23 protein-coding genes and 1 riboswitch are annotated in these 23,235 nt (G+C 53.7%); of the genes, 5 read left to right on the top strand and 18 right to left on the bottom strand.

Annotated elements, in window-relative coordinates; all coding sequences use genetic code 11:
• Positions 1-13: 13 nt before the first annotated feature.
• The 4 genes from R50912_RS10555 to R50912_RS10540 all read right to left on the bottom strand — a co-directional run bounded on the left by R50912_RS10555 (position 14) and on the right by R50912_RS10540 (position 3,008).
• On the bottom strand, positions 14-778 hold the full coding sequence (locus R50912_RS10555; protein WP_042234667.1) for a thiazole synthase: 765 nt from the start codon (positions 776-778) through the stop codon (positions 14-16).
• An 83-nt stretch (positions 779-861) separates the two neighbouring features.
• Complete coding sequence (thiS, locus tag R50912_RS10550; protein WP_042234665.1) at positions 862-1,065, bottom strand: sulfur carrier protein ThiS; 204 nt, start codon at positions 1,063-1,065, stop codon at positions 862-864.
• Positions 1,062-1,724: a thiamine phosphate synthase gene (locus R50912_RS10545; protein ID WP_081956782.1), complete on the bottom strand. Its 663-nt coding sequence runs from the start codon at positions 1,722-1,724 to the stop codon at positions 1,062-1,064. Before R50912_RS10545 ends, thiS begins: the two co-directional genes overlap by 4 nt.
• Before the next feature lie 113 nt (positions 1,725-1,837).
• A riboswitch (TPP riboswitch) is annotated at positions 1,838-1,940 on the bottom strand.
• Positions 1,941-2,135: 195 nt separating this feature from the next.
• A complete protein-coding gene (locus R50912_RS10540) occupies positions 2,136-3,008 on the bottom strand; it encodes an SDR family oxidoreductase (protein WP_042234663.1) in 873 nt (290 codons plus the stop codon).
• Between the two features lie 208 nt (positions 3,009-3,216).
• On the opposite strand from R50912_RS10540, the gene R50912_RS10535 reads away from it, so the two are divergent.
• The gene (locus R50912_RS10535) at positions 3,217-3,645 is read left to right on the top strand and encodes an NUDIX hydrolase (protein WP_042234659.1); all 429 of its coding nucleotides are present in this window, start codon (positions 3,217-3,219) and stop codon (positions 3,643-3,645) included.
• 103 nt (positions 3,646-3,748) lie between these two features.
• Positions 3,749-4,903 (top strand): amidohydrolase family protein, encoded by a 1,155-nt coding sequence (locus R50912_RS10530; RefSeq protein WP_042234657.1) that lies wholly within the window; start codon positions 3,749-3,751, stop codon positions 4,901-4,903.
• 50 nt (positions 4,904-4,953) lie between these two features.
• On the opposite strand, the gene R50912_RS10525 is transcribed toward R50912_RS10530, so the two are convergent.
• The 5 genes from R50912_RS10525 to R50912_RS10505 form a co-directional block, all read right to left on the bottom strand.
• On the bottom strand, positions 4,954-5,127 hold the full coding sequence (locus R50912_RS10525) for a hypothetical protein (protein WP_156123062.1): 174 nt from the start codon (positions 5,125-5,127) through the stop codon (positions 4,954-4,956).
• A 176-nt stretch (positions 5,128-5,303) separates the two neighbouring features.
• Positions 5,304-5,729, bottom strand: coding sequence for a hypothetical protein (locus tag R50912_RS10520; protein ID WP_042234652.1), 426 nt, complete (start codon positions 5,727-5,729; stop codon positions 5,304-5,306).
• Positions 5,730-5,824: 95 nt separating this feature from the next.
• Positions 5,825-6,766: a malate dehydrogenase gene (mdh, locus tag R50912_RS10515; protein WP_042234650.1), complete on the bottom strand. Its 942-nt coding sequence runs from the start codon at positions 6,764-6,766 to the stop codon at positions 5,825-5,827.
• A 165-nt stretch (positions 6,767-6,931) separates the two neighbouring features.
• On the bottom strand, positions 6,932-8,227 hold the full coding sequence (icd, locus tag R50912_RS10510; protein ID WP_042234648.1) for an NADP-dependent isocitrate dehydrogenase: 1,296 nt from the start codon (positions 8,225-8,227) through the stop codon (positions 6,932-6,934).
• A gap of 115 nt (positions 8,228-8,342) precedes the next feature.
• The gene (locus R50912_RS10505) at positions 8,343-9,455 is read right to left on the bottom strand and encodes a citrate/2-methylcitrate synthase (RefSeq protein ID WP_042234646.1); all 1,113 of its coding nucleotides are present in this window, start codon (positions 9,453-9,455) and stop codon (positions 8,343-8,345) included.
• 389 nt (positions 9,456-9,844) lie between these two features.
• On the opposite strand from R50912_RS10505, the gene ytvI reads away from it, so the two are divergent.
• Together ytvI and R50912_RS34890 are read left to right on the top strand one after the other, a co-directional pair.
• A complete protein-coding gene (ytvI, locus tag R50912_RS10500) occupies positions 9,845-10,960 on the top strand; it encodes a sporulation integral membrane protein YtvI (protein ID WP_042234643.1) in 1,116 nt (371 codons plus the stop codon).
• 188 nt (positions 10,961-11,148) lie between these two features.
• Positions 11,149-11,388 carry a hypothetical protein gene (locus R50912_RS34890; RefSeq protein ID WP_156122961.1) on the top strand — a complete coding sequence of 80 codons (240 nt, stop codon included), beginning with the start codon at positions 11,149-11,151 and terminating at the stop codon, positions 11,386-11,388.
• A 247-nt stretch (positions 11,389-11,635) separates the two neighbouring features.
• Here the strand turns inward: R50912_RS34890 and R50912_RS10495 are convergent, their stop codons facing one another.
• From R50912_RS10495 to R50912_RS10485, 3 genes are read right to left on the bottom strand one after another with little or no spacing between them, the layout of a single operon-like run.
• A complete protein-coding gene (locus R50912_RS10495; protein WP_042234641.1) occupies positions 11,636-12,034 on the bottom strand; it encodes an FxsA family protein in 399 nt (132 codons plus the stop codon).
• Positions 12,031-12,570 (bottom strand): acyl-CoA thioesterase, encoded by a 540-nt coding sequence (locus tag R50912_RS10490; RefSeq protein ID WP_042234639.1) that lies wholly within the window; start codon positions 12,568-12,570, stop codon positions 12,031-12,033. The genes R50912_RS10495 and R50912_RS10490 overlap by 4 nt, the downstream gene beginning before the upstream one ends.
• 34 nt (positions 12,571-12,604) lie before the next feature.
• Positions 12,605-13,786 (bottom strand): MFS transporter, encoded by a 1,182-nt coding sequence (locus tag R50912_RS10485; RefSeq protein ID WP_042135415.1) that lies wholly within the window; start codon positions 13,784-13,786, stop codon positions 12,605-12,607.
• Positions 13,787-13,888: 102 nt separating this feature from the next.
• On the opposite strand from R50912_RS10485, the gene R50912_RS10480 reads away from it, so the two are divergent.
• On the top strand, positions 13,889-14,632 hold the full coding sequence (locus tag R50912_RS10480; protein WP_231637818.1) for a G1 family glutamic endopeptidase: 744 nt from the start codon (positions 13,889-13,891) through the stop codon (positions 14,630-14,632).
• A 166-nt stretch (positions 14,633-14,798) separates the two neighbouring features.
• On the opposite strand, the gene pyk is transcribed toward R50912_RS10480, so the two are convergent.
• From pyk to R50912_RS10450, 6 genes are all read right to left on the bottom strand, one after another.
• Positions 14,799-16,223 (bottom strand): pyruvate kinase, encoded by a 1,425-nt coding sequence (pyk, locus tag R50912_RS10475; protein ID WP_042234638.1) that lies wholly within the window; start codon positions 16,221-16,223, stop codon positions 14,799-14,801.
• 340 nt (positions 16,224-16,563) lie between these two features.
• Complete coding sequence (locus tag R50912_RS10470; protein WP_042234636.1) at positions 16,564-17,565, bottom strand: acetyl-CoA carboxylase carboxyltransferase subunit alpha; 1,002 nt, start codon at positions 17,563-17,565, stop codon at positions 16,564-16,566.
• A 1-nt stretch (position 17,566) separates the two neighbouring features.
• Positions 17,567-18,460 carry an acetyl-CoA carboxylase, carboxyltransferase subunit beta gene (gene accD, locus R50912_RS10465; protein WP_039307665.1) on the bottom strand — a complete coding sequence of 298 codons (894 nt, stop codon included), beginning with the start codon at positions 18,458-18,460 and terminating at the stop codon, positions 17,567-17,569.
• An 84-nt stretch (positions 18,461-18,544) separates the two neighbouring features.
• A complete protein-coding gene (locus R50912_RS10460) occupies positions 18,545-18,733 on the bottom strand; it encodes a hypothetical protein (RefSeq protein ID WP_036700684.1) in 189 nt (62 codons plus the stop codon).
• A gap of 148 nt (positions 18,734-18,881) precedes the next feature.
• Positions 18,882-19,382 carry a phosphatidylglycerophosphatase A family protein gene (locus R50912_RS10455; protein WP_039307658.1) on the bottom strand — a complete coding sequence of 167 codons (501 nt, stop codon included), beginning with the start codon at positions 19,380-19,382 and terminating at the stop codon, positions 18,882-18,884.
• Positions 19,383-19,465: 83 nt separating this feature from the next.
• Positions 19,466-23,224, bottom strand: a complete 3,759-nt coding sequence (locus R50912_RS10450) for a DNA polymerase III subunit alpha (RefSeq protein ID WP_042234633.1) — start codon at positions 23,222-23,224, stop codon at positions 19,466-19,468.
• Positions 23,225-23,235: the final 11 nt, after the last annotated feature.

Here is a 23,235-nt window from a genome sequence, read left to right as displayed (position 1 = left end):
TAAACAGCATCAGTCAGGCCAGAAATCCGGTCAGCGGCGAAGAAGCTGCGGCTGTCTCTTCCACCGGACCCAGCCCGGCCAGATAGGCCTTCCGCCCCGCCGACACCGCTTCGCGGAATGCCTCCGCCATCAGCTGCGGGTCCCGGGCGGTGGCAATTGCCGTGTTCAGCAGCACAGCGGCTGCGCCCATTTCCATCGCCTCAGCAGCTTCGGAGGGTCTGCCAATACCAGCATCCACGATGATGGGCAGACCCGTTTCTGATATCAGAATCCGGATCAGCTCCTTGGTCTGCAGCCCGCGGTTAGAGCCGATTGGCGCTCCCAGCGGCATGACGGCTGCAGCTCCGGCCGCCTTCAGCCGGAGTGCGGCTGACAGATCAGGACTCATGTAGGGCAGAACAACGAAACCCTCAGCAGCTAAGATTTCCGTGGCTCTGATCGTCTCGGTATTATCAGGCAGCAGATATTTCTGATCATTGATAACCTCAATCTTCACCCAGTCTCCCAGCCCCGCTGACCTTGCCAGCCTGGCAATGCGTACCGCTTCCTCTGCGGTGCGTGCACCAGAGGTATTGGGCAGCAGGGTCATGTGGGAAGGAATATGGCTGATGATATTCTCCTTGCTCTCCGGATCTACCCGGCGCAGGGCAACCGTAATAACCTGTGATCCCGAGCGGGCAATCACTTCGGGAATAAGGGTGTTGCGGCTGTATTTTCCGGTCCCGATGAACAGTCTGCTCGTTATAGTAACTCCTCCAATTACCAATGGATCTTGCATCATATCGCCTCCTGTGATAAGTCACTGCCTTAAGCTAAATTACGTATCTGCATTGTTCCGTCTGCTGCGCGTGCAAGGCCCGCCTAGCCTCCGCCGACAAAATGAACCAGTTCAACATGGTCCCCCTCATCCAGAAAGGTATCTCCATAAGCATCCCTGCCGACAATCTCACCATTCAGCTCCACAATAACCAGCTTCCCGGTCCACTCCGGGCGGGCCAGAAGATCAGCCAGAGTCCGGCAGCTCTCTTCATACCTTCCGCTGCGTCCGTTAACAGTCAAATTCATTCCTGTTCACCTCCTTTGCCCGGTGCGGGGGCTTCATTCAGGACTTCAGCACACGCTGCGGCCTGAACGGATGATCTGTAGGCCTCAGCGGCGCCAGCAGGGTCCGTCGCTCCGCATATCCCGGACATTACGGCTATTCCGGCAGCACCCTTTGACAGAACTGACCTGGTATTGCCCGGTGTGATGCCTCCGATGGCAATCAACGGTATACTGCTGCAGCGGACGGCCACTTCCAACTGCGCCAGGCCCCGTTCCCGCTGTCCGGGCTTGCAGGCCGTGGGGAATACATGTCCATACAGACAGAAGTCCGCTCCCTGCCGTCCAGCGCGTGCCGCTTCCTCCTGGGAATGCACCGACCTGCCCAGCCGCAGGCCCGGGGCAATGCCGCGCGCCCCGACAGGCGGCAGACTGTGCCAGGCCAATTGGACGCCGGCTGCCCCTGCTGCCAAAGCCACATCTATCCGGTCATTAATGACCAGCTTAGAGGGCGGAACCCCCGCTTGCAGCAACCGCTCTGCGGCAGCCAGAAGCTCCTGTGCGGACAGAGCTTTTTCCCGGAGATGGATATAATCCACCATGGGATGTACAGCAGCAGCCAGTTTGGCATACTGCTCCGGATTCAGCCTCCCGTCCGAGATCAAATGGATTTCTTTCAACACCTTCACCTCCCCCTCTATACGGCATTCCGGAAAATACAAAAAGACCGCCCCCTGTATCAGGAAGCAGTCCGGAATATAAGCAGGAATACCGGGTAAGCCGTTACCCCCGCTGCATTATTCATTCTCCACTTCCCTACGCTGGTATAAACCAGATCAGGTTCAAAGGGTCCGAACAGATATGTTCGTCTCAGCCTTGCGGCACCCCTAGTGATCGTTCATATTCTATTGTTCTTGCAGTTTGTATATTAGCATATTATTCCTGTAAGAGCTATTCTTTAATAGATTCAGTTATTAAATCCAGCAGGTTTAAGCGGCAAAAAAGCCAGCCTTCCGGCTGACTTTTCATCTGTTTGAACCTTTGATGCCTTAAACCTGTATAAACTTATCCGGCTTACAAAGCAGTGCCCATGGTCAGCCGTTAACGATCTCGCCACCGTTCACATGCATGACCTGACCGCTCACATAAGAGGAATCGTCAGAAGCCAGATATACATAGGCCGGCGCCAGCTCTTCCGGCTGTCCCGGACGCTTCATCGGCTGGGTGCCGCCGAATTCACTAACCTTCTTCGCGTCAAACGTAGACGGAATCAGCGGCGTCCAGATCGGTCCCGGTGCTACCGCGTTCACGCGGATACCTTTGTCCGCCAGATTCATCGACAGGGAGCGGGTGAAGCTGAGAATCGCTCCTTTGGTGGACGAATAGTCCAGCAGCTGCGGGCTGCCACGGTACGCCGTAATCGATGTGGTGTTGATGATCGTGGAGCCTTTTTTCAGATGGGGCATCGCTGCCTTGGTCAGATAGAACATGGAGAATATATTCGTCCGGAACGTCCGCTCCAGCTGCTCGGCGGTAATGTCCTCAATCTTATCCTGCGGATGCTGCTCTGCCGCATTGTTAATCAGGATGTCCAGCTTGCCGAGTCCCTCAATGGTTTTATTAATCAGATCCTGACAGAAGGCCTCAACTCCGATATCACCGGAGATCAGAATACACTTCCGCCCCTCCTGCTCCACCTGGCGTTTGGTTTCTTCCGCATCTTCATGCTCATTCAGATAGGATATCACTACATCCGCCCCTTCTTTGGCAAAATGAACGGCGACGGCACGACCGATTCCGCTGTCCCCTCCGGTAATGAGCGCGGCCTTGCCCAGCAGCTTGCCTGCTGCCTTGTAAGCCGAGGTTTCAAACTCCGGAAGCGGGTTCATCTCGCTTTCAATTCCGGGCTGCTGGTCCTGTACCTGTGGAGGCAGGGTTTTGACGGGTTGTTTGCTGGTGTCTGGCATAATCCATTCTCCTTTCGCTGTACCGTTATACTGTTTTACTAATCATGTTAGGATGGCTAAAAGTCTGGTGTTTATGCATCATACTTACCTAGCAAAAAACGCTTTACGTTATTTTACTTACCACATAGGGCAGCCGGCCAAACAGAAAATCTTCAGTCCAACGCGTTCCCCGGTGCATTATAGAGCCTGCAGAAGGAGAGTTATCCTCATGTCCAAAAAATCAAAAACCATCATCGTTGCCGACAAAGGTGTCATCCTGTACCAGGGCAGAATCCTCCTCGTCAAGCGGGCTGCCGCCGATTCTGCAGGTGCCGGAAGCTGGGAATGTGCCGGAGGCAAAATCGAATTCGGTGAAAGCCTGGAGGCTGCACTGGAAAGAGAAATTCTTGAGGAAACCGGACTTTCGTTTACGACAGAACGTATCCTTTACGCGGTAACCCTGCTCACGGACCCTGCAAGACAGGTAGTGATTATCACCTATTTATGCCGTGCAGCCCGTGACGAAATCCAGCTCTCGGAAGAGCATACCGATTACCGCTGGTGCACTTTAAGTGAATTACTCACCCTGCTGACGCCCCAGATTATCACTGACTTTCAGGAACACGGCATTTTTGAGCTGGAAGGGTTGATACGGTAAGTAATGAACGGTTTCTATGAGAATATTATATATATCCGGACATTTTTATATCCTATACTTTCTCTTGGAAGTCTTCAGTCTTCACGGGAGGGTCAGTTCTGCCATGGGAAATGAAAATGAAATTATACGATTGACTAACGCGACGTTAATCGACGGAACCGGGCGTCCGCCGCTGTACAACGCGAGCATTGAAATTGTTAATGGCCGGTTCGGTACGGTTGCCGGGCAAGGGAGCAGCAGGCTGGAGCATAACCCAGTCACGGTGATAGATCTTGAGGGGCTTGTCGTCCTGCCGGGATTTATTCATACCCATGCACACACCGGCTTCAAATTCATTAATAACGAGCCGCTTCACGGGTACCACAAGGAATATTTAGCTGCCTGCCTCTCAGAAGGAATAACCACGATCCGTGACGAGGGGATGACAACTGCAGCAACGCTTGATGACGTGATGGTACATACAAAAGCGCTGGACCGCAGATCTTTTCCCCGAATAATCACAACCGGCAAAGTCTTCACGGCTCCCGGCGGGTATGGCGGGCAGGCCCCTATCGGAGTTGGAAGTGCGGATGAAGCCAGATTGAAGGTCCGCGAGGTATTAGAACAAGGGATACATTGTATCAAAACAGCGCTGGAAGACGGTTATGATCCCGGGACAATCGGACTGCCGCAGCTGAATCAGGAGCTTCTGGAGAGTATCTGCCGGGAAGCCCGGAGCATGGGTGCTTATGTGTCTGCTCATGTAACCAGCTCGCATAACCTTCAGATACTGGTAAATGCGGGAATTAACGATGCTGCGCATATGATTTACGACCGGCTGGACGATGACCTGATCCGGCAAATGGTAGCCTCCAATATCCGGATCGTTCCCACGCTCACTGTAGCGAAGATGTTTCAGGACAAATTCGGCGCTCCGCTGTTAGAACAAGGACAAGATAATGTCCGTAGATTCATCCAGGCTGGCGGAGAGATTGGCCTCGGGGATGATTTTATTGAAGAAATAAGCCCGTGGTACAGGCTTGGAATGCCCTGGGAGGAAATCCGTTTGTTAGGCGAAGCCGGTCTCACCCCGATGCAGATTATCACAGCCGCCACTTCAACCGGTGCGAAGATCTGCAATCTGGCACATGAGATTGGAACAATTGAACCTGGCAAGAAGGCGGATCTGTTTGTGATTGAGGGCGACCCGCTTAAGGATATAGCCAGTCTCCGGAAAGTCAGATTTGTGATGATGGACGGCAGGATCGTATCGAAATAGAGGTATCTCGTTTGATTACAGGCCGCTTTCCACGAGGAAAATGGCCTTTTTTATTTTATATGCCCAGTATGGTTCTCTGCAGTCCTGTCTATAGCTGATCCGCCGCTGCCTTCAATGCAATAATCTTGTTCGCCGCCGTTACCTCCAGCAGGGCCTTCTACGCATCCGTCAGCTACACTTGGCCCGGTTACCTCCACGGAGGCACCTTGTGTTCGATTTTTCACATACATTGTCCCTCCTTTGGCCCATCTTCCGGGGAATTCAGCGGGGGTCCTGAGACAAGAACATATCGTCCTTCAGACGGATCTGATTCAGTGTCATACACAACAAAAAGCCCTGACAGCCTAAGCTGCCAGAGCCTCTGATACTCCCGGTCCTTCCTAATAAATCAGAGCCAGGTTTAAATAAGGCGCCGGTACACCATGAAAAAGATCATGATAACCAGAACGACCATCAGCAGCAGGCTCATGGTCCGGATCTTGGCGGTTTCGGCAGAGACATCACGGTTCTCCCGCATTCCGGCCGCAGCCAGGCGCAGAGGTCTACTCATGATGCCGCCAAGCGCAAACATCGCTAGGAGCAGCACAACTACAACGATCATCCAGGCGACAGAATAGTCACCCTTGGACATCATATAGCCTCCGGTCAACAGCTGGATAACTAGTCCATACTGGGCAAAGCGGTTGAATCCGCCGATGGCACTCAAGGTGCCTTCCTTTGCAGGGGAAGACAGCTTCGCCGTCCCGCTCAGAATAAACGGCAATACCAGATAGAAGCCAAGCGCCAGTGTGCCGATCATATGCAGGAAATAGAAAATACGGTCCATACCAATCTCCTCCGTTTACATTATAGGATTAAGCAGAAGCAAAGTCCCGATTCAGCTTGCAAAAGGGGGCTTCAGCAGCTGCCGGCTAACGTTAGTTACACAGTTACTGCTGATGTGACCGCACGTACAGAATCGGCTGATTTATCCAGAGCCGCCTTCTCTTCTGCCGTAAGCTCCAGCTCGAAGATCTTCTCGATGCCATCTGCACCCAGGAGTGCCGGGATACCCATGAACAAATTATCGTATCCGTATTCACCTTCCAGCAGGGCGATTACCGGAATAATCCGTTTCTTGTCCTTGAGGATTGCTTCCGTCATCTGAACCAGTGACGCTGCAGGCGCATAATAAGCGCTGCCGTTACCCAGCAGGCTGACAATTTCACCGCCGCCGACACGGGTACGCTGCACAATCTCAGCGATGCGTTCCGCTGGGATCAGCGTGTCGATCGGAATACCGCCAACACTGGAATAACGCACAAGCGGAACCATATCATCCCCATGGCCGCCCAGCACGAAACCGCGTACATCTTCAACCGAAACATTAAGCTCCTGGGCGATGAATGTACAGTAACGCGCGGTATCGAGTACGCCGGATTGTCCGATTACGCGATTCTTCGGAAAGCCGAGCGCATTGTAAGCTACATAAGTCATCGCATCGACCGGATTGCTCAGAATGATCACGATAGACTCGGGGGCCACCCGTTTCACGTTCTCGCAGACCGACTTCACGATACCCGCATTGGTGTTGACCAGGTCATCACGGCTCATGCCGGGCTTACGTGCAATCCCTGCCGTAATAATGACGATATCGGAATCGGCTGCATCTTCATAGCTTGAAGTTCCGGTGATCTGGGCATCGAATTTCTGCACAGGCCCGGCTTCCAGCATATCGAGCGCTTTACCCCTGGTCGGATTCTCGAGCTGAGGAATATCGAGCAGCACTACATTGCCAAGCTCCTTCTGGGCAAGCATAAGCGCCGTAGTCGCGCCGGTGAAGCCGGCACCTACGACAGTGATTTTATAACGTTTGATGGCCACAGGAAGACCTCCTAAAGGTTGGATAGCATACACTTCGTTCATTTCACTTCGCAAGACTGCCCCGGAGCATGAACCAATGATGTTGAATGGGCAGGCGGATGCACAAGCATAAGTATAAGCTGCACGTGTGTGCAGCTTATACTTGTTAAATACCGGTTAGTCTGCTTACAGATTGCTGATAATCTCGTCAGCAAAGGCGGAACATTTCAGCTCTGTAGCGCCTTCCATTTGGCGGGCAAAGTCATAAGTAACCGTCTTGTTGTTAATGGCGGTGCTCATTCCCTTGTAGATCAGGTCAGCTGCTTCCTGCCAGCCCAGATGCTCAAGCAGCATAACGCCGGAGAGAATAACCGAACCCGGATTCACAACATCCTTATCCGCATACTTAGGTGCGGTACCATGAGTAGCTTCAAAAATAGCATGTCCCGTAAGATAGTTAATGTTCGCTCCCGGAGCGATACCGATGCCGCCGATTTGCGCAGCCAGTGCGTCGGAGAGGTAATCCCCGTTCAGGTTCAGCGTCGCAATGACATCGAAATCGGTCGGGCGGGTCAATACCTGCTGCAGAGCAATGTCGGCGATAGCGTCCTTGACAATAACTTTGCCGGCTGCTTCAGCTTCCTTCTGGGCAGCATTCGCCGCAGCTTCACCCTCACGTTCCTTGATGACATCATATTGGTTCCAGGTGAAGACCTTGTCGCCGAACTCCTGTTCAGCCACTTCGTAGCCCCAGTTCTTAAATGCGCCTTCGGTGAATTTCATGATATTGCCTTTGTGAACCAGCGTCACACTCTTGCGTCCGTGCTTGATGGCATACTCAACCGCAGAACGTACCAGGCGTTTCGAGCCTTCCTCGGAGACAGGTTTAATGCCGATACCGGAGGTTTCCGGGAAGCGGATCTTGTTCACGCCCATTTCCTTCTGCAGGAACTCGATAACCTTCTTCACTTCAGCGGAACCTTCCTGGTATTCAATTCCGGCATAGATATCTTCAGTATTCTCACGGAAAATAACCATATCCACCAGCTCCGGATGCTTCACCGGTGAAGGAACACCGTCAAAATAACGTACTGGACGCAGACATACATACAGGTCCAGCTCCTGGCGCAGCGCCACATTCAGAGAGCGGATACCGCCTCCGATCGGAGTTGTCAGCGGGCCTTTGATGGCTACAATATACTCGCGGATTGCTTCCAGAGTGTCATTCGGCAGCCATTCACCATATGTATTGAAGGCTTTCTCGCCGGCAAAAACTTCGTACCAGGCAATCTGCTTCGCGCCGCCGTAAGCTTTCTCTACGGCCGCATCCAGCACACGCTTGGAGGCTTTCCAAATGTCACGGCCTGTACCGTCACCCTCGATAAAAGGGATGATCGGCTGATCCGGAACCAGCAGCTTGCCGTCTTCGATTGTAATTTGTTCGCCTTCTGTGGGCAGATCGTACTTTTCCAGTTTCAACATTAGTGGGAATTCCTCCTAAAAGTATGATGTACAAGCAATAATCAATAAGCATTTGCTGCATATATTATAGTTCATTGTACTAAAGGGGTGGAGCGGCCCGCAAGGGGCCGCTTTGTTATCGTTCGTCTACAGGGACGTATTTCATGTCGGACATGCCGGTATATTCGGCGCGCGGCCGGATAATCCGGTTGTCTTCATACTGCTCCAGAATATGCGCAGTCCAGCCCGAGGTCCGGCTGATCGCGAAGATCGGAGTGAATAGCTCCCGCTCAATCCCCAGCTGTGTATAGACGGATGCCGAATAGAAGTCGACATTCGGTTTGAGCCCTTTTTGTCCGGTAATCAGCTCTTCAACCTTGACCGACATGTCATAGAGTGTAGTGTCATTCTTCATCGTGCCCAGCTCATAGGACATCTTCATCAGATGTTTGGCCCGCGGATCGCCGTTCTTGTATACCCGGTGTCCGAAGCCCATAATCTTCTCTCGGCGTTCCAGCTTGCCTTGGATATACGGCTCAACGGCATCAAGCGTGCCGATTTCCTCCAGCATCTTCATCACGGCTTCATTCGCACCGCCATGCAGCGGTCCCTTAAGCGCACCTATAGCCGAAGTAACTCCGGAATAGATATCTGAAAGTGTAGCGACAGTTACCCGCCCGGCAAAAGTAGAAGCATTCAGCTCATGGTCTGCATGCAGCACGAGGGCAGTATCCAGCGCTTTGACGGATATGATATCCGGCTGTTCTCCCCACAGCATGTAGAGGAAGTTCTCGGCGATGGTCAGGCCTTCTTTGGGCGCTACCGGCTCAAGTCCCTTACGGATGCGCGCCAATGCGGCAACCACAGTCGGAATCTGTGCCTGAAGCTTCACAGCTTTGATCTGATTCGCTTCACGGCTCATATCATCCGCAGCCTCGTCGTACAGTGCCAGGGCGGATACGGCAGAGCGCAATGCCGCCATTGTGTTCGCTTCCTTCGGATACAGCTTCATCTGGGCAAGCACCTGATCCGGAATCTGGGCTGAAGCACTCAGGTCGCGGCGCAGCGATTCAAGCTCCGGTACTGTCGGCAGATTGCCGAACCACAGCAAATAAGCAGTCTCCTCAAAGGTCGCATTATCCGCCAGATCATCAATATCATAACCGCGGTAAGTGAGCACTCCATCCACAATGGAGCTAATCGATGAGGTCGTTGCAACGATGCCTTCAAGTCCTTTAGTAGCTGTCATAGTATCTCTCTCCTTTTCCAACAAGGGTATATAATGCTGGTTCAAACCTCATGAAAACATTTACATTTCTAAGTATTTTAATACTCCGCAAAAGGCGTCAGGACAAGAGCTGAAGATTGCAACTATATTTCTGCTGTTTAACCTGTAATAATCATACCGGATTTTGACGGTTATGTGAACAACGTGGGAGCTTTGTAGTGGATCAAATGATTTTATCGGAGAGATAGAAAAAAACTAACGAAAAAACTGTTTCATGATTGCGCTTTCAGGTTAATAGGCTACTCCATTCAACTCTTTTCCGGCCCTGCTAGTCTTTTCGCATGCTCTATGAATATACATAAGACGAGCAGTTATTCCTTGTACACCCGTTAGAGTAGGAGGGACCGGATATCGATACACTTGTGCTCAAAAGAGTGCTGCGCGGCCTGTGGGTCGTGCTTGCTGCCGCCGTGATCCTGCTGGCTGTTTATGTACTGCTTCCGCTCCTCTATCCCCTGCTGCTGGCTTGGCTGCTGGCTTACCTTATACATCCGCTGGTGCTGATCCTGCGGGGCCTGAAGCTCCCGGGCTGGCTGGCAGTGGCCCTCTCACTGCTTTTTTATATTGGAGGTACGGCTCTTGTACTGACCGCGCTGATCACCCGGCTGGTGAAGGAACTCATTGTGCTGCTCCAGACGTTTGACCTCCATACAGACCAATGGCGCGAGCTGCTGCTGAAGGTTAGCCGCAATGCCAGCATTCAGAATATTATTAACCAGATCAACCAGTTTTACCACGACAATCCGGGTTACCATGCCACGATTGACAGCAACATCAGCAGAACTACGGAAACTGTAGGCCACGCCATGACACAGCTGATCACCGGATTCTTCAACATGATTCTTGGGCTGATTTCCTCCCTCCCGAGCCTCGGCACGATTCTGATCGTGATCGTACTGGCCGCCTTCTTCCTCAGCACCGGCTGGGAACGGCATAACGCCAAGCTGCTCTCTCTCCTCCCTGCTCCGCTGCTGCGGCCGGTCTCGGAGATCTGGAAGGACCTGCGCAAGGCGTTGTTCGGCTACCTCCGTGCCCAGCTCGTGCTGATCTCCGTAACTGCGGTGATCGTAATCATCGGCCTGCTGCTGCTGGGCGTAGACTCTGCCTTCGCCATTGGCCTGACCATCGGCATCGTTGATCTGGTGCCTTATCTCGGGGTTGGCATCGTGATCCTCCCCTGGGCGCTGTATTCTTACATGACCGGGAACCTGGCTCTGGCGGTCGGCCTTCTGGTGCTGTATGGCATCATTCTGATCACCCGGCAGGTGCTTGAGCCGAAGGTGCTGGCCAGCAGCATAGGACTGGACCCGCTCGCCATGCTGATCGGCATGTTCGCCGGACTTCAGCTGTTCGGTATGCTGGGCCTGATCCTCGGCCCGGTGCTGCTCGTCATTCTGGACGCGTTCAGCCGGGCCGGCGTGTTCCGCGCGCTGCGCAGCTACATCCTCAGCGGCCGGCTGCATTAACTTTATACGCCAACACCTCACAAGCTCCTTAAATGCCAGTAGAGCAAATATCCGGCTACGGTCTGGACCTCCGTCCCCATACACCGAGCCCGTTTGCGCTATCCGCCGCACATTTTATTCGGTTTTCTGTGAAAATACGTCTGGCACTGCGATAAACGCACGGCCTACGCGGCGCACCCAGTCCAATTGTGTTCGGTTTTTCGATTACATTTGGCCTACGCGGCGCACCCAGTCCAATTGTGTTCGGTTTTTCGATTACATTTGGCCTACGCGGTGCACCCAGTCCAATTGTGTTCGGTTTTTCGATTACATTTGGCCTACGCGGTGCACCCAGTCCAATTGTGTTCGGTTTTTCGATTACATTTGGCCTACGCAGTGCACCCAGTCCAATTGTGTTCGGTTTTCCGTTAAAATATGTTAATAAATGAAAAGACGATGTTCTGTTTTTTAGCCACGCTGCTCATTTTCATGCTGGAGTTGTGCCTTGGAAGACATGATTGTTTTCGCATACATTGGGCCCGTTCCTCGTCCATCGCATTTCCCACCGCATACTCCTGCATAATCTGCAACATTTCGCTAAATCTGTTTCGGCTACAAGTAGAAAAGCGCTCAGCCGCATCAACCCGCAGCCGAACGCTTTTTACAAACCTCAATGTCCTTGCGGCACCGCCGGCTCTACCTGCGGTAGAAGGTGAAGTTGCCGTTTTTCATCTTCTTCTCGATCCATTTCAGCAGAAAAACCCGATATAGCGGCCGGGTTAGCGGGAATACCAGTGTAAAGCCGATCAGATCCATAACGAATCCCGGCAGGATGAGCAGCAGACCGCCAAAAAAGATACACAAGCCGTCCAGCATGGTCCGTCCGGGCACCCGTCCTTCCTGCATATGGGTTCTGCTGTCCTGCAGCACTTTTTTGCCTTCAAACCGCATCATGAGCAGACCGATGACCGAAGTGGCCAGCATGATCAGCAGGGTCTTGGGCGCTCCAAGAAAACTTGAGACATAGATGAAACCGAATAATTCCACGGCCGGGACGGCGAATAATGCAGCCCACAGCCATTTGTTCCTGATCATACTGCTCCTCCTTCTTCTTCCTTAAGCGCCGTAGTGATAGCGCGGAACAGCTCAGGCTGCGCCCTGTCGATACGTACAGGCTTCCATTCCTTGTTCAGCCAGACATGGCTCGTCGTGCCGCTGACCAGCAGTTCGCCGGGAAGAGGTTCACTGGCCCCCGGACGCGCCTTATTGATTCCGGACGCTCCGATCACTCCGCCTTCTCCGTGCGCTTCCGCCACACGGCGAATTTCATATTCATAGACAACCCTTAAGGCCGAGAAGGTTGTTAACCGTGCATATACGGCAATAAGATCATCATATCGCGCCGGGCTTTTAAATTGCAAATCTGCAGAGGTCACAGGCAATAACAACCCCAGGCTCTCAAGTGTCCGGTAGGCAAAGCCCAGTCCGCGGAACATCTCCGTACGCCCGCTCTCAAACCAGGTCAAATAATTGGCATGATAAACCACACCCATCTGATCGGTTTCCTGATAACGCACACGAAATGAAGTCTCATGCCAGCGACTGGACCACCCCGGTTTGTGTGAATTCATATTCATGCTCCTTTCTGTAATGGCACGCGGGCAGCTAAGCGCTGACTCCGCCGGAAGAGGCCTTCAGCGGCAGCTTGCTGCGTGAGCTCCGGGCGACATAGAACAGCAGAGCCGCGCCGGCCGCCGCACTCAGCATACAGGACAGATTCATAAGGCCGACCCCGCCCTGATTCAGCAGCATTCCGTTCAGCAGATTGCCCAGAATACCGGCAAAGCCGGAGAATACGATGTTAAATACGCTTTGTCCCGTCGCCTGCATCTCCGCAGAGGTAATCTTCGATACATATTCAACTGCAGCAATATAAAAGAAGCCGAAGGATAGGCCGTGCAGCACCTGTACCCCAATCATGACCGATGGATACGGGAAGGCCACCTGAATCCCCCAGCGCAGCACATAGATCAGCGCACCCAGCAGCAGCGTCCGCTCCATACCCAGCCTGCGTATAACCTTGGAGGCAAAGAACATGGAAGGTACGTTAGTGATCGACGCCAGAAACAGGGCGATCCCGGCATAGCTGGTCGATCCGCCAACCGATTGGAAGGCAAGGACGAAATAAGTACCGAACGCCGTCATCGTCTGGTTCACCAGGAAGCTTCCCCCGAGAAAGGCCAGGAATATTCGGTTGCCCAGCAGCTTTTTGACACCCTGGGAAAAGGACTGGCTCATCATGTGATTCTCTTCCGCCTGCTTCGGCAGGGTGAAGGCAATCGCCACTGCAACGGCGTTCAGCAGCAGAAACGGCAGCCAGATCGTGGATACCGAGAATTTAGAAACATATTGCCCCCCGGCTATGGCTCCTACAGCGGCTCCTATGCTCATCATCATCCGGATGCTGCCGTAAGTCGATCCGGCTCTGTTCGCCGCTGCTATAGCGTAAGAGTCGGCAATAGGAGCCTGTGTGGAGGAGAAGATCGTGGATACCGTGTACACCAGCATCAGCACAATGAAATACTCCGACCGGTACAGCACCGCAAGCAGCGCCGGAACCGCCACACTCAGAAGGAGCACTAACCGCGCCTGGTTATATCTGTCAGAGATCACTCCCCATAGGGGCTGGACACAGATCGCGATCAGTGTGCCCGTAGCCATCAGCATGCCGATCTGGCTGACGTTAAGTCCGTTCGATTTGAGCAGCAGTGACAGATAAGAGCCGAAGGAGCCCCCGGCGAGTCCCAGAAACAGATAAAACCCGCGCAGCTTCGATATTTTTTCCATTGGAGTTATAAGTCCTCTCTCTTCCTTTTTAACAGAATACCCAACCTTAAGAGCCTCTTACTGCATTAAATAGAGCAGAACATATTGTGAGGCGGTGGACAAGTGGGCCAAGTCAATAGATTGATAAGCAGTAAACCCTGTCTGAAAGATAAACTCAACACAGGCAGAGCCGTCAGCTCAGGCTTCGGCTGGACATCCAGCAACTGGAGCGGTTATGCCATCTCGGGCAAAAAAGGCACTTACCGGCGGATATCGGCCGACTGGATCGTCCCTTATGTAAAACCTACCGTCAAAGCCACGTATTCTTCGGCCTGGATCGGCATCGACGGCTTCCGAAACAGCAGCCTGATCCAGACCGGAACCGGCCATGAATCGGTAAACGGAACCGTCCGGTACTATGCCTGGTGGGAAATTCTTCCTGCTGCCGAGACCGTTATCCCCTTGCCTGTATCTCCCGGAGACCATATGCGCGCTTCCATCGTCAAGCTCAGTCCGGGAAAATGGTGCATCACTCTGCGCAACCTCAGCAAAAACTGGGTTTTCCGTACGATCCAGCGCTATCAAGGGCCACAAACCTCTGCCGAATGGATCATGGAAGCTCCCCAGCTGGGACAGAATATCGCACCGTTGTCCAAGGTATCGCTGGTAAGATTCACCTGCTGCCGGGTTAACGGATCCAGTCCCAGGCTCAAGGCTCAAGACGGCGGCATTATGGTCCAGAACAAAACGCTACTGGCCGTGCCGTCTCTGCCGGGTCCCCGCGGCGATTCCTTCTCGGTCCGGCGGATCTACCGCAAAAGCCATCCTGCTGTCTACTCCAGAAACCCTATATTTACAAGAACCTGATTGCCCGGTTTCTCAAAACTCTCAATTCAATATATACATTTGTATCGTTTATATCAACCCGCAAGTGAAAACGGCTTTGCCTTCCTGAAATAAAAAGAGCAGCGGCTAAGAAGGCCACTGCTCTAATAGGTGTATTCTGTTAATGCTGCAGAACCTCTTCCAAATCCTAGTCGGCTGGAATCGTATCTACCTTCACCAGGTTAGTGGAACCGGAACGTCCCAGCGGGATACCTGCAGTGATTACAACCAGATCGCCGGCTTTAACCAGACCGGAAGCTTTACCACCGTTAATTGCAGTTTCCAGCAATTCATCAGTTGAAGTAGCTTCAGGACCGAATACAGGAGTTATACCCCAAACCAGCGCCAGCTGACGCATAGTTCTTTCCTGGGTAGTTACAGCAATGATTGGTGATTTAGGACGGTATTTGGAAACCACGCGTGCAGTGTGGCCAGTTACAGTCGAAGAAATGATAGCTTTAGCATTCAGATCCAGAGCGGAAATCGCTACAGATTGGCTGATCGCTTCAGTTACCGTAGTTTCCTGAGCAATTTGCTGCTTCATGAAGATTTCACGGTGGTTCAGGGCAGATTCCGCCTTCTCAGCAATGCGGGACATTGTGAGTACGGATTCTACCGGATATTTTCCGGCAGCAGTTTCACCAGACAGCATGATTGCATCGGTTCCGTCGAAGATAGCGTTCGCTACGTCACTCGCTTCAGCGCGGGTAGGACGCGGGTTGCGCTGCATGGAATCCAGCATCTGGGTAGCAGTGATAACTGGTTTGCCAGCGATGTTACATTTCTGAATCATCAGCTTCTGAGCCAGAGGCACATCTTCAGCAGGAATTTCTACGCCAAGGTCGCCGCGGGCAACCATGAGGCCGTCGGAAGCTGCCAAAATTTCATCAAGGTTATCGACACCTTCTTGGTTCTCGATTTTGGAGATGATTTGGATGTGGGAAGCGTCGTGCTTCTCAAGCAATGCACGGATTTCCTGAACGTCGCTGGCTTTGCGAACGAAGGAAGCGGCGATAAAATCGATGTCCTGTCCGATCCCAAAAACGATATCATTGGTGTCTTTTTCCGTAATACCCGGCAGGGAGATAGATACTCCTGGTACGTTAACGCCCTTCTTGCTCTTGATTGTACCGCCGTTAACAATACGGGTCTTGATTTCGGTGCCTTGAATGTCGACAACAGTAAGACCGATAAGGCCGTCGTCGATCAGGATAGTCGATCCTACTTGAACATCGTTAGGAAGGTTGTTATACGTGATGGAGATACGGTTCTGGTCGCCCAGGATTTCTTCCGTAGTCAATGTCAGGTATTCGTCCTGAACCAGTTCAATCGGTTCTACTTCCAGCTTGCCAGTACGAATCTCAGGTCCTTTGGTGTCGAGCAGAATGGCAACAGTCTTGCCAAGTTCTTTGGAAGCTTGACGGATCGTGTTGATCCGGGCACCGTGCTCTTCAAAATCGCCGTGGGAGAAGTTCAGACGGGCCACATTCATACCAGCCAAAATCAATTTTTTGATATTCTCCAACGATTCACTTGCAGGTCCGATCGTACATACAATTTTACTTTTCCGCATTAGGTTTTCCTCCGTTTTTTCGTTCTCTCTGTCTCACTTTTTCCAACTACAAAATCTACTATAAGGCTTGCTCTCTGTATAGGAACTTTATCACATGTAGTCACATGTACCTTTTATTGCGCCCTTATGAATATTACTGCAAGTTGAAGACAAAATCAATGTTAGTGCCTGTTTTTGCTGTAAATTAAAGTCGAATTTTATAAGAATGCCGTCAAAATAAAAATCACCCCGCAAAGTCTGCGGGATGAATAGGGTGGGAATAAATGGTTAAAGTATTCCGAGCGGCTTACGAACAGGAACAGACTGGAATATGTCAGAAAGTGCAAATGATAAGTGTGAATTACTCTACAATCTGCACTTCTTCTTCAAGCGTATCCTGTTCCTGGAGGGACTCCGAGAACTCGCCGATTTTGCGGAATTTAAGGTAACGGTCTTCCTTGAGTTCTGCCGAATCCATCACGGATATCTCCTGTAAATGACGCCATACCGCATCCTTGATTGCTGCTGCCGTTGCCTCGTAGTCACGGTGTGCCCCGCCTTTGGGTTCTGGAATGATCTCCTCGATCACTTCCATCTCCAGCAGGTCAGACGCCGTAATCTTCATCGCTTCAGCTGCCTGCTCCGCTTTGGTGGCATCCTTCCACAGAATGGACGCCGCCCCGTTGGGGGAGATCGCTGAATAGATGGCATGCTCCAGCATCAGGACCCGGTTGCCCACGGCCAAAGCCAAGGCACCGCCGCTGCCGCCTTCGCCGATAACGACGCAGATGACCGGTACGGCCAGCTGGGACATCTCGTACAAATTGCGGGCGATCGCTTCGGACTGTCCGCGTTCCTCTGCCGTATTGCCGGGATAAGCCCCTTTGGTATCCACAAACGTTACGATAGGACGGCCGAATTTCTCTGCCTGCTTCATCAGACGCAGCGACTTGCGGAAGCCTTCCGGATGCGCGCTGCCGAAGAAACGCAGAATGTTCTCCTTCGTATCCTTGCCGCGCTGCTGTCCGATTACGGTGACCGGACGGCCGTTCAGCTTGGCGATTCCGCCGACTACGGCAAGATCATCACCATACAGGCGGTCGCCATGCAGCTCCATGAAATCGGTGAAGATCAGTCCGATCAGATCCAGTGAGGTCGGACGGCCGTGATGCCGGGCCAAATGCATCTTCTGGGCCGGGGAGATATCCGAATATACTTCATTCTCAAGGATGTGGTAACGCTCCTCAAGACGGGCTACCTCATCTTTGAAATCAATACCCTTCTCTTCGCCAAACTGCTTCAGTTCAGCAATTTTCTTGCGCATTTCTACCAGAGGCATTTCAAAAGGCAACTCTCCTGCCAACCTAAAATCCCCCTTTCACATCATGCAGCTCCAGCAGCTTAGTTAACGTGGAGCGCATTTCCTTGCGGTGCACAACCATATCCAGCTGGCCGTGCTGCAAATTGAATTCCGCTGTCTGGAAATCTTCCGGCAGCTTCTGGCGGATCGTCTGTTCAATCACAATCCGTCCGGCAAAACCGAATACCGCACCGGGCTCGGCAATAATAATATCACCCAGGCTGGCGAAACTCGCCGACACCCCGCCTGTGGTCGGATCAGTAATTACGGAAATATACAGGCCTCCGGCTTCACTGAACCGGGCCAGTGCGCTACTTGTCTTCGCCATCTGCATGAGACTGAGGATGCTCTCCTGCATTCTCGCTCCGCCCGAAGTGGAGAAGATCAGCATCGGAAGTCTCCGCTCTGTTGCTTCTTCAACCGCTCTGGTAATCTTCTCGCCGACTACGGACCCCATGCTCCCGGAGAAGAACTCAAAGTTCATCACCGCAACAATAACCGGATGGCCGCCAATAGTGCCCTGGCCGGTGATTACAGCTTCAACCTGTCCAGTTTTGGACTGCTGTTGTTCCAGCTTAGAGGCATAGCCGGGGAACTGCAGCGGATCAACGGATGCCATTTCGCTGTCAAACTCAATGAACCCTTCGGGGTCCAGCGTCATCGCAATCCGCTCCGAAGCGTTCAGGCGCATATGATAGCCGCAGGATGGGCATATTTTCAAATTCTTCTCCAGTTCCTTGCTGTACTGGATGGTTCCACATTTGTTGCATTTGTTCATGAGTCCTTCTGGAATCTCACGTTTGGGGCGCTCGCCTTCCGCCGGTCCGCCGCTTCGCTCCAGACGCTCTGAAGGAATGATCGCGTACTTCCGTTTTTTCTGAAATAAATCTTTGAACAAGGGTCGCACCTCTTCAGCCGTTTATTTGCGTAGATAGCAGCTTGCCGCTGTCATGACCGCTCATGTATCTCTAAGTTGTAAATCTCAAGGATGCAGAATCAGATTCAGGACCTCCTGCACTTCTTCAAGCTCTCCCGAAGGAACCAGAATCTCAAACTGCTGCTTGGACATATTAATCGGACGGCATTTTATCAGAAATCCTTCTTCCGTAAGCTTCCTCTGAATCATCTCCGCCACTTTGGCGGTCGGCGCTATATAGATTACCGTCCACATGCCCTGCAAGGCCTCCCTAATCTCAAATCCCAGCCGTATCCTGTATATAATGGAATCATGATAACACAGTTTTCTTTTTTCCCGCAACAGGCTCGGCAGGATGGCTGCTGGACCGGGAGGCCGCTTCTAACAAATGCAAGAGCTGCAATTATGCCTCTCCGGAGGCAGGAGAATAGACCTTCGCCCCTTCATGGCGGTGGGCAATTCTGGCCGATGCCGCGGCTGCAATCCCGGCTACCAGATCATCAAGAAATACATGAATGCTTCCCTTATCATCATTCAATTTGCCGATAATTCCAAGCTTTATTTTGTCCAGATAACCGAAACCTGTCAGCCCGATCATCCCGTATACCCCCGTGATGCCGAGCGCCAGAGTCTCGTCCGCCCCGTAGAGCGATTCATCCGCCTCCAGTACCGCCTGAAGCGGCTGCGGCAGCAGCTTCTTCTCCGCCAGCTCATCCAGCGCGACACCTGTCATCAGCGTGTACTGTACTTCTCTTTTGCCCAGCACCGCCTTGACGCTTACGAGGCACTCTTCCTCAGTCAAATCGGGATAATAGGCGGATTGCAGAATATATACGATCTCAGCGATAGAATCAAGCGAAACTCCCCGGCGCTCCAGCAGGTCTGCTGCCAATTGATAGGACATGATGTGATTCCCCTTTCCGCACGGGACAATGCCCCGCTCGTTCCCTAATGTATGCGGAAAAGGGCGGAAATGTGCTTATTTTTCTACCTGATTCTGACGGTTCCGGCTCCCAGCATGCTCTCTATTGCCGCAAACAGCTCCTCCGAGGGCTCGATCCGGTAGCTGTCGCTGAGTGCCAGCACCTTCTGGTTGCGCTCATAGAACAGCAGCGTCGCGGCTGGTCCCGGATGGGTCTGCAGCAGCGCCTGGAGGCGCGGCAGCAGACCTTTGAGCTCAGCACCCGGCGTGATCTTGATGAAGACACGCTGGGTGCTCTGCGCTGAGCTTGCGGAGCGCTCAGCAGAAGCGGGCTGCCCCGTGCGCAGCGGGGCAGGGCTTCCCGGCCGCGTATCTGACGCGGCCGGGGCCTTAGGCGCGGCCTGCGCAGCGGCCGCGTTAGCGCGCGCACCGGGCGGCTGTGCCGCCGGTGTGCGCGTGCCCGGTGCAGCGGCTGCGCCAGCTGCACTGCCGCTGCGGGCGCCGGGGCCAGCGGCGCCCGTACGGGCTGCAGGAGCTGCCGCAGGCGCTCCTGCGGGGGCGTTCCGGCCCGCGTAGGCGGGCCGGGCGCCTGCGGCGCTGCGGCGCTGCAGCAGGCCGCGCACGCTGTCCGAGGTGAGCGGGGCCACCTCCTCGGCCAGCAGCTTGAAGCCCTCGTCCTCCTGCTGCACCTTGGCGCGCAGGGCCAGCAACGCGCCCTTCTCGATCAGGCCGCGGCTGCGTTTCCACACCTCAGGGAAGAGTACGACCTCGCAGCGCTCGATCTGGTCTTCCCATTCGACAAAGGCCATCGCCTTGCCGGCCTTTGTCGTAATTTCCTTAAGCGACACGACCATGCCGGCCGTCACCGTCATGCTCTCGTCTGCCATTTCGCCAAGATCCATCAGCTTCTGCATCCCCGGCTCCTCCAGCAGGGCCGAGCTGTCATCCAGCGGATGGCCGGACAGGTACAGACCCAGCAGCTCACGCTCCAGCTCCAACTGCTGGGTCACGGAGAATTTCGGGATATCCGGATAACGGATTTCCCAGTTCGGCGTCTCAATCAGATCATCGAACAGCTGGATCTGCAGCTCATCGCGCTCCTTGCGCCACTTCGCCGCTGCATCGACTGTCTCATCCAGCATTGCCAGCAGCTGGGCCCGGTGGCCGGGAAGCCGGTCGAAGGCGCCTGTCTGCAGCAGTGATTCAATCACGCGCTTGTTGCAGACACGCAGATCGACACGGCGGCAGAAATCAAGCAGGCTGTCGAACGGACGCTCCTTGCGGACCGCCATAATATTCTCCACCGCCAGCGTCCCGACATTCTTAACCGCAGCCAGTCCGAAGCGGATATGCCCGCTGCCTTCGCCGGGTACAGGGGTGAACAGCACGCCGCTCTCGTTAACATCGGGCGGCAGCACGCCGACCCCGCTGCGGCGGCATTCCAGCACATACTCTGCCACCTTGCGGTGGGTTCCCATGACCGCGGTCAGCATTGCTGCCATGAACTGCACAGGATAATGCGCCTTGAGATAAGCAGTCTGGAACGCCAGCACGCCATAGGCGGCAGCATGGGCACGCGGGAAGCCGTAGTTGGCAAACCGCACGATCATGTCATACACCTCATTGGCATCCGCCTCCTGATAGCCCTGCTTCAGACTGCCCTCCACAAAGTGGCTGCGTTCCTTGTCCAGCGTCTCCCGCTTCTTCTTGGACACCGCACGGCGCAGCAGATCCGCTTCGCCAAGCGAGAACCCCGCCATCAAGGAGGCGATCTGCATGATCTGCTCCTGATAGACGATGATCCCATAGGTATCGGCCAGAATCGGCTTCAGATCAGCATGAGGATACACGACCTCGAACTCCCCGTGCTTGCCCCCGATGAATTTCGGAATAAATTCCATCGGACCCGGACGGTACAGAGCCACCACGGAGACAATATCCTCAAAACCGCTGGGCTTCAGATCCTTCAGTACCCGCCGTACGCCTGCAGACTCCAGCTGGAATACGCCTGTGGTCTCGCCTGCCCCCAGCATCTCATAAGTCAGCGGATCATGATCCGGGATGAAGCGGAAATCAGGGACGCTGCCGGTCATTTCCTTCACCCAGTTCATGCAGCGTTCAATAATCGACAGGGTCCGCAGCCCCAGGAAGTCCATCTTCAGCAGGCCTACACTCTCCAGATGCTCCATGGAATACTGGGTCAGCGCTGTACTCTCACTGCCGGCCTGGAGCGGAACGGCATCGGTCAGCGGCCCCTTGGAGATGATCACTCCGGCAGCATGCGTTGAGGCATGACGCGGCATGCCTTCAACCTTCATCGCCATATCAAGCAGCGCTCTGGTCTTCGGACTGGTATCATACAGCGCCTTCAGCTCTGGCGTGCTCTCCAGCGCCCGGGTGATGCTGATGCCGAGCTGGCCCGGAATCAGCTTCGCCGCCTTGTCCACCTCGTTATACGGCAGATTCAGTGCACGGCCTACATCCCGTACAGCTGCTCTTGCTGCCATCGTTCCGAAGGTAATGATCTGCGCCACATTCTCCTTGCCATATTTGTCCACGACATAGGCAATAACCTCATCGCGGCGTTCGTCACTGAAGTCAATATCAATATCGGGCATCGTAATCCGCTCCGGATTCAGGAAACGCTCGAAGAGCAGATTGTATTTCAGCGGATCTACATCCGTAATCTTCAGCGTATATGCTGTAAGACTGCCTGCCGAGGAACCACGGCCCGGGCCGGTAACAATGCCGCTCCGGTGGCAAAAAGCGATGAAATCCCAGACAATCAGGAAATAATCGCTGAACCCCATGCTCTCAATGACGCCCAGCTCATAGGCCAGCCTTTTCTCGGCCGTTTCCTTCTGCTCCGGAGATGCCCACAGCGGCGTATCCGCGTAGCGCTCCTCCAGCCCGCTGCGGCACAGCTCACGCAAATAAGCGGCGGCATCCAGCCCTTCCGGCAGAGGGGAATACTCCGGCAGAATATGATTGCCGAACGTCAGCTCCAGATTGCAGGCTTCTGCAATCCGCAGCGTGTTCTCCAGCGCCTGCGGCACATGCGGGAACAGCGAGGCCATCTGCTCGCCGCTCTTGAAGAACAGCTGATCCGTGCCGATCTTCAGGCGGTCCTCATCATCCACAGATTTGCCTGTGCCAATACAGATCAGCACATCCTGAACCTCGGCATCTTCCTTGTCCATATAATGCACGTCATTCGTAGCCACCAGGGGAATATCCAGCTCGGCAGCAAGCTGAATCAGCTTCGGATTCACCCGCTTCTGTTCAGGCATCCCATGATCCTGCAGCTCCAGGTAGAAGTCCGCGCCAAAAATCTCCTTGTAACGCAGCGCCGCCTTGCGCGCATCCTCCTCACGCCCGTGCAGCAGATGCTGCGGTACCTCTCCGCCAAGACAGGCGCTGAGGCAGATGATTCCCTCGGCATGCGCCGCCAGTGCTTCCATATCAATCCGCGGCTTGTAATGCTGGCCCTCCAGATGGCCGATGGAGATCAGCTTCATCAGGTTCCGGTAGCCGATCTCGTTCTTCACCAGCAGAATCAGGTGATAGATCGGCTGATCCTTGCGGCTGCCCCGCTCACGGCGCGAACCTGCGGTTAAATAAGCCTCACAGCCGATAATCGGCTTGATGCCGTTCTCCTGGCAAGCTTTATAGAAAGGGATAGCCCCGTACATCACTCCATGATCCGTCAGCGCCAGCGATTTCATGCCGTATTCGCCGGCCCGGCGCACCAGGTCCGTAATACGCGCCGCCCCGTCCAGTAAACTGTATTCGCTGTGCACATGCAAATGCACGAAAGGGCTCATTATCCCCACTT

Origin of the sequence: Paenibacillus sp. FSL R5-0912 (assembly GCF_000758605.1) — a bacterium.
GTDB lineage: Bacteria > Bacillota > Bacilli > Paenibacillales > Paenibacillaceae > Paenibacillus_AQ.
This window is presented reverse-complemented; position numbering and strand designations above follow the sequence as displayed.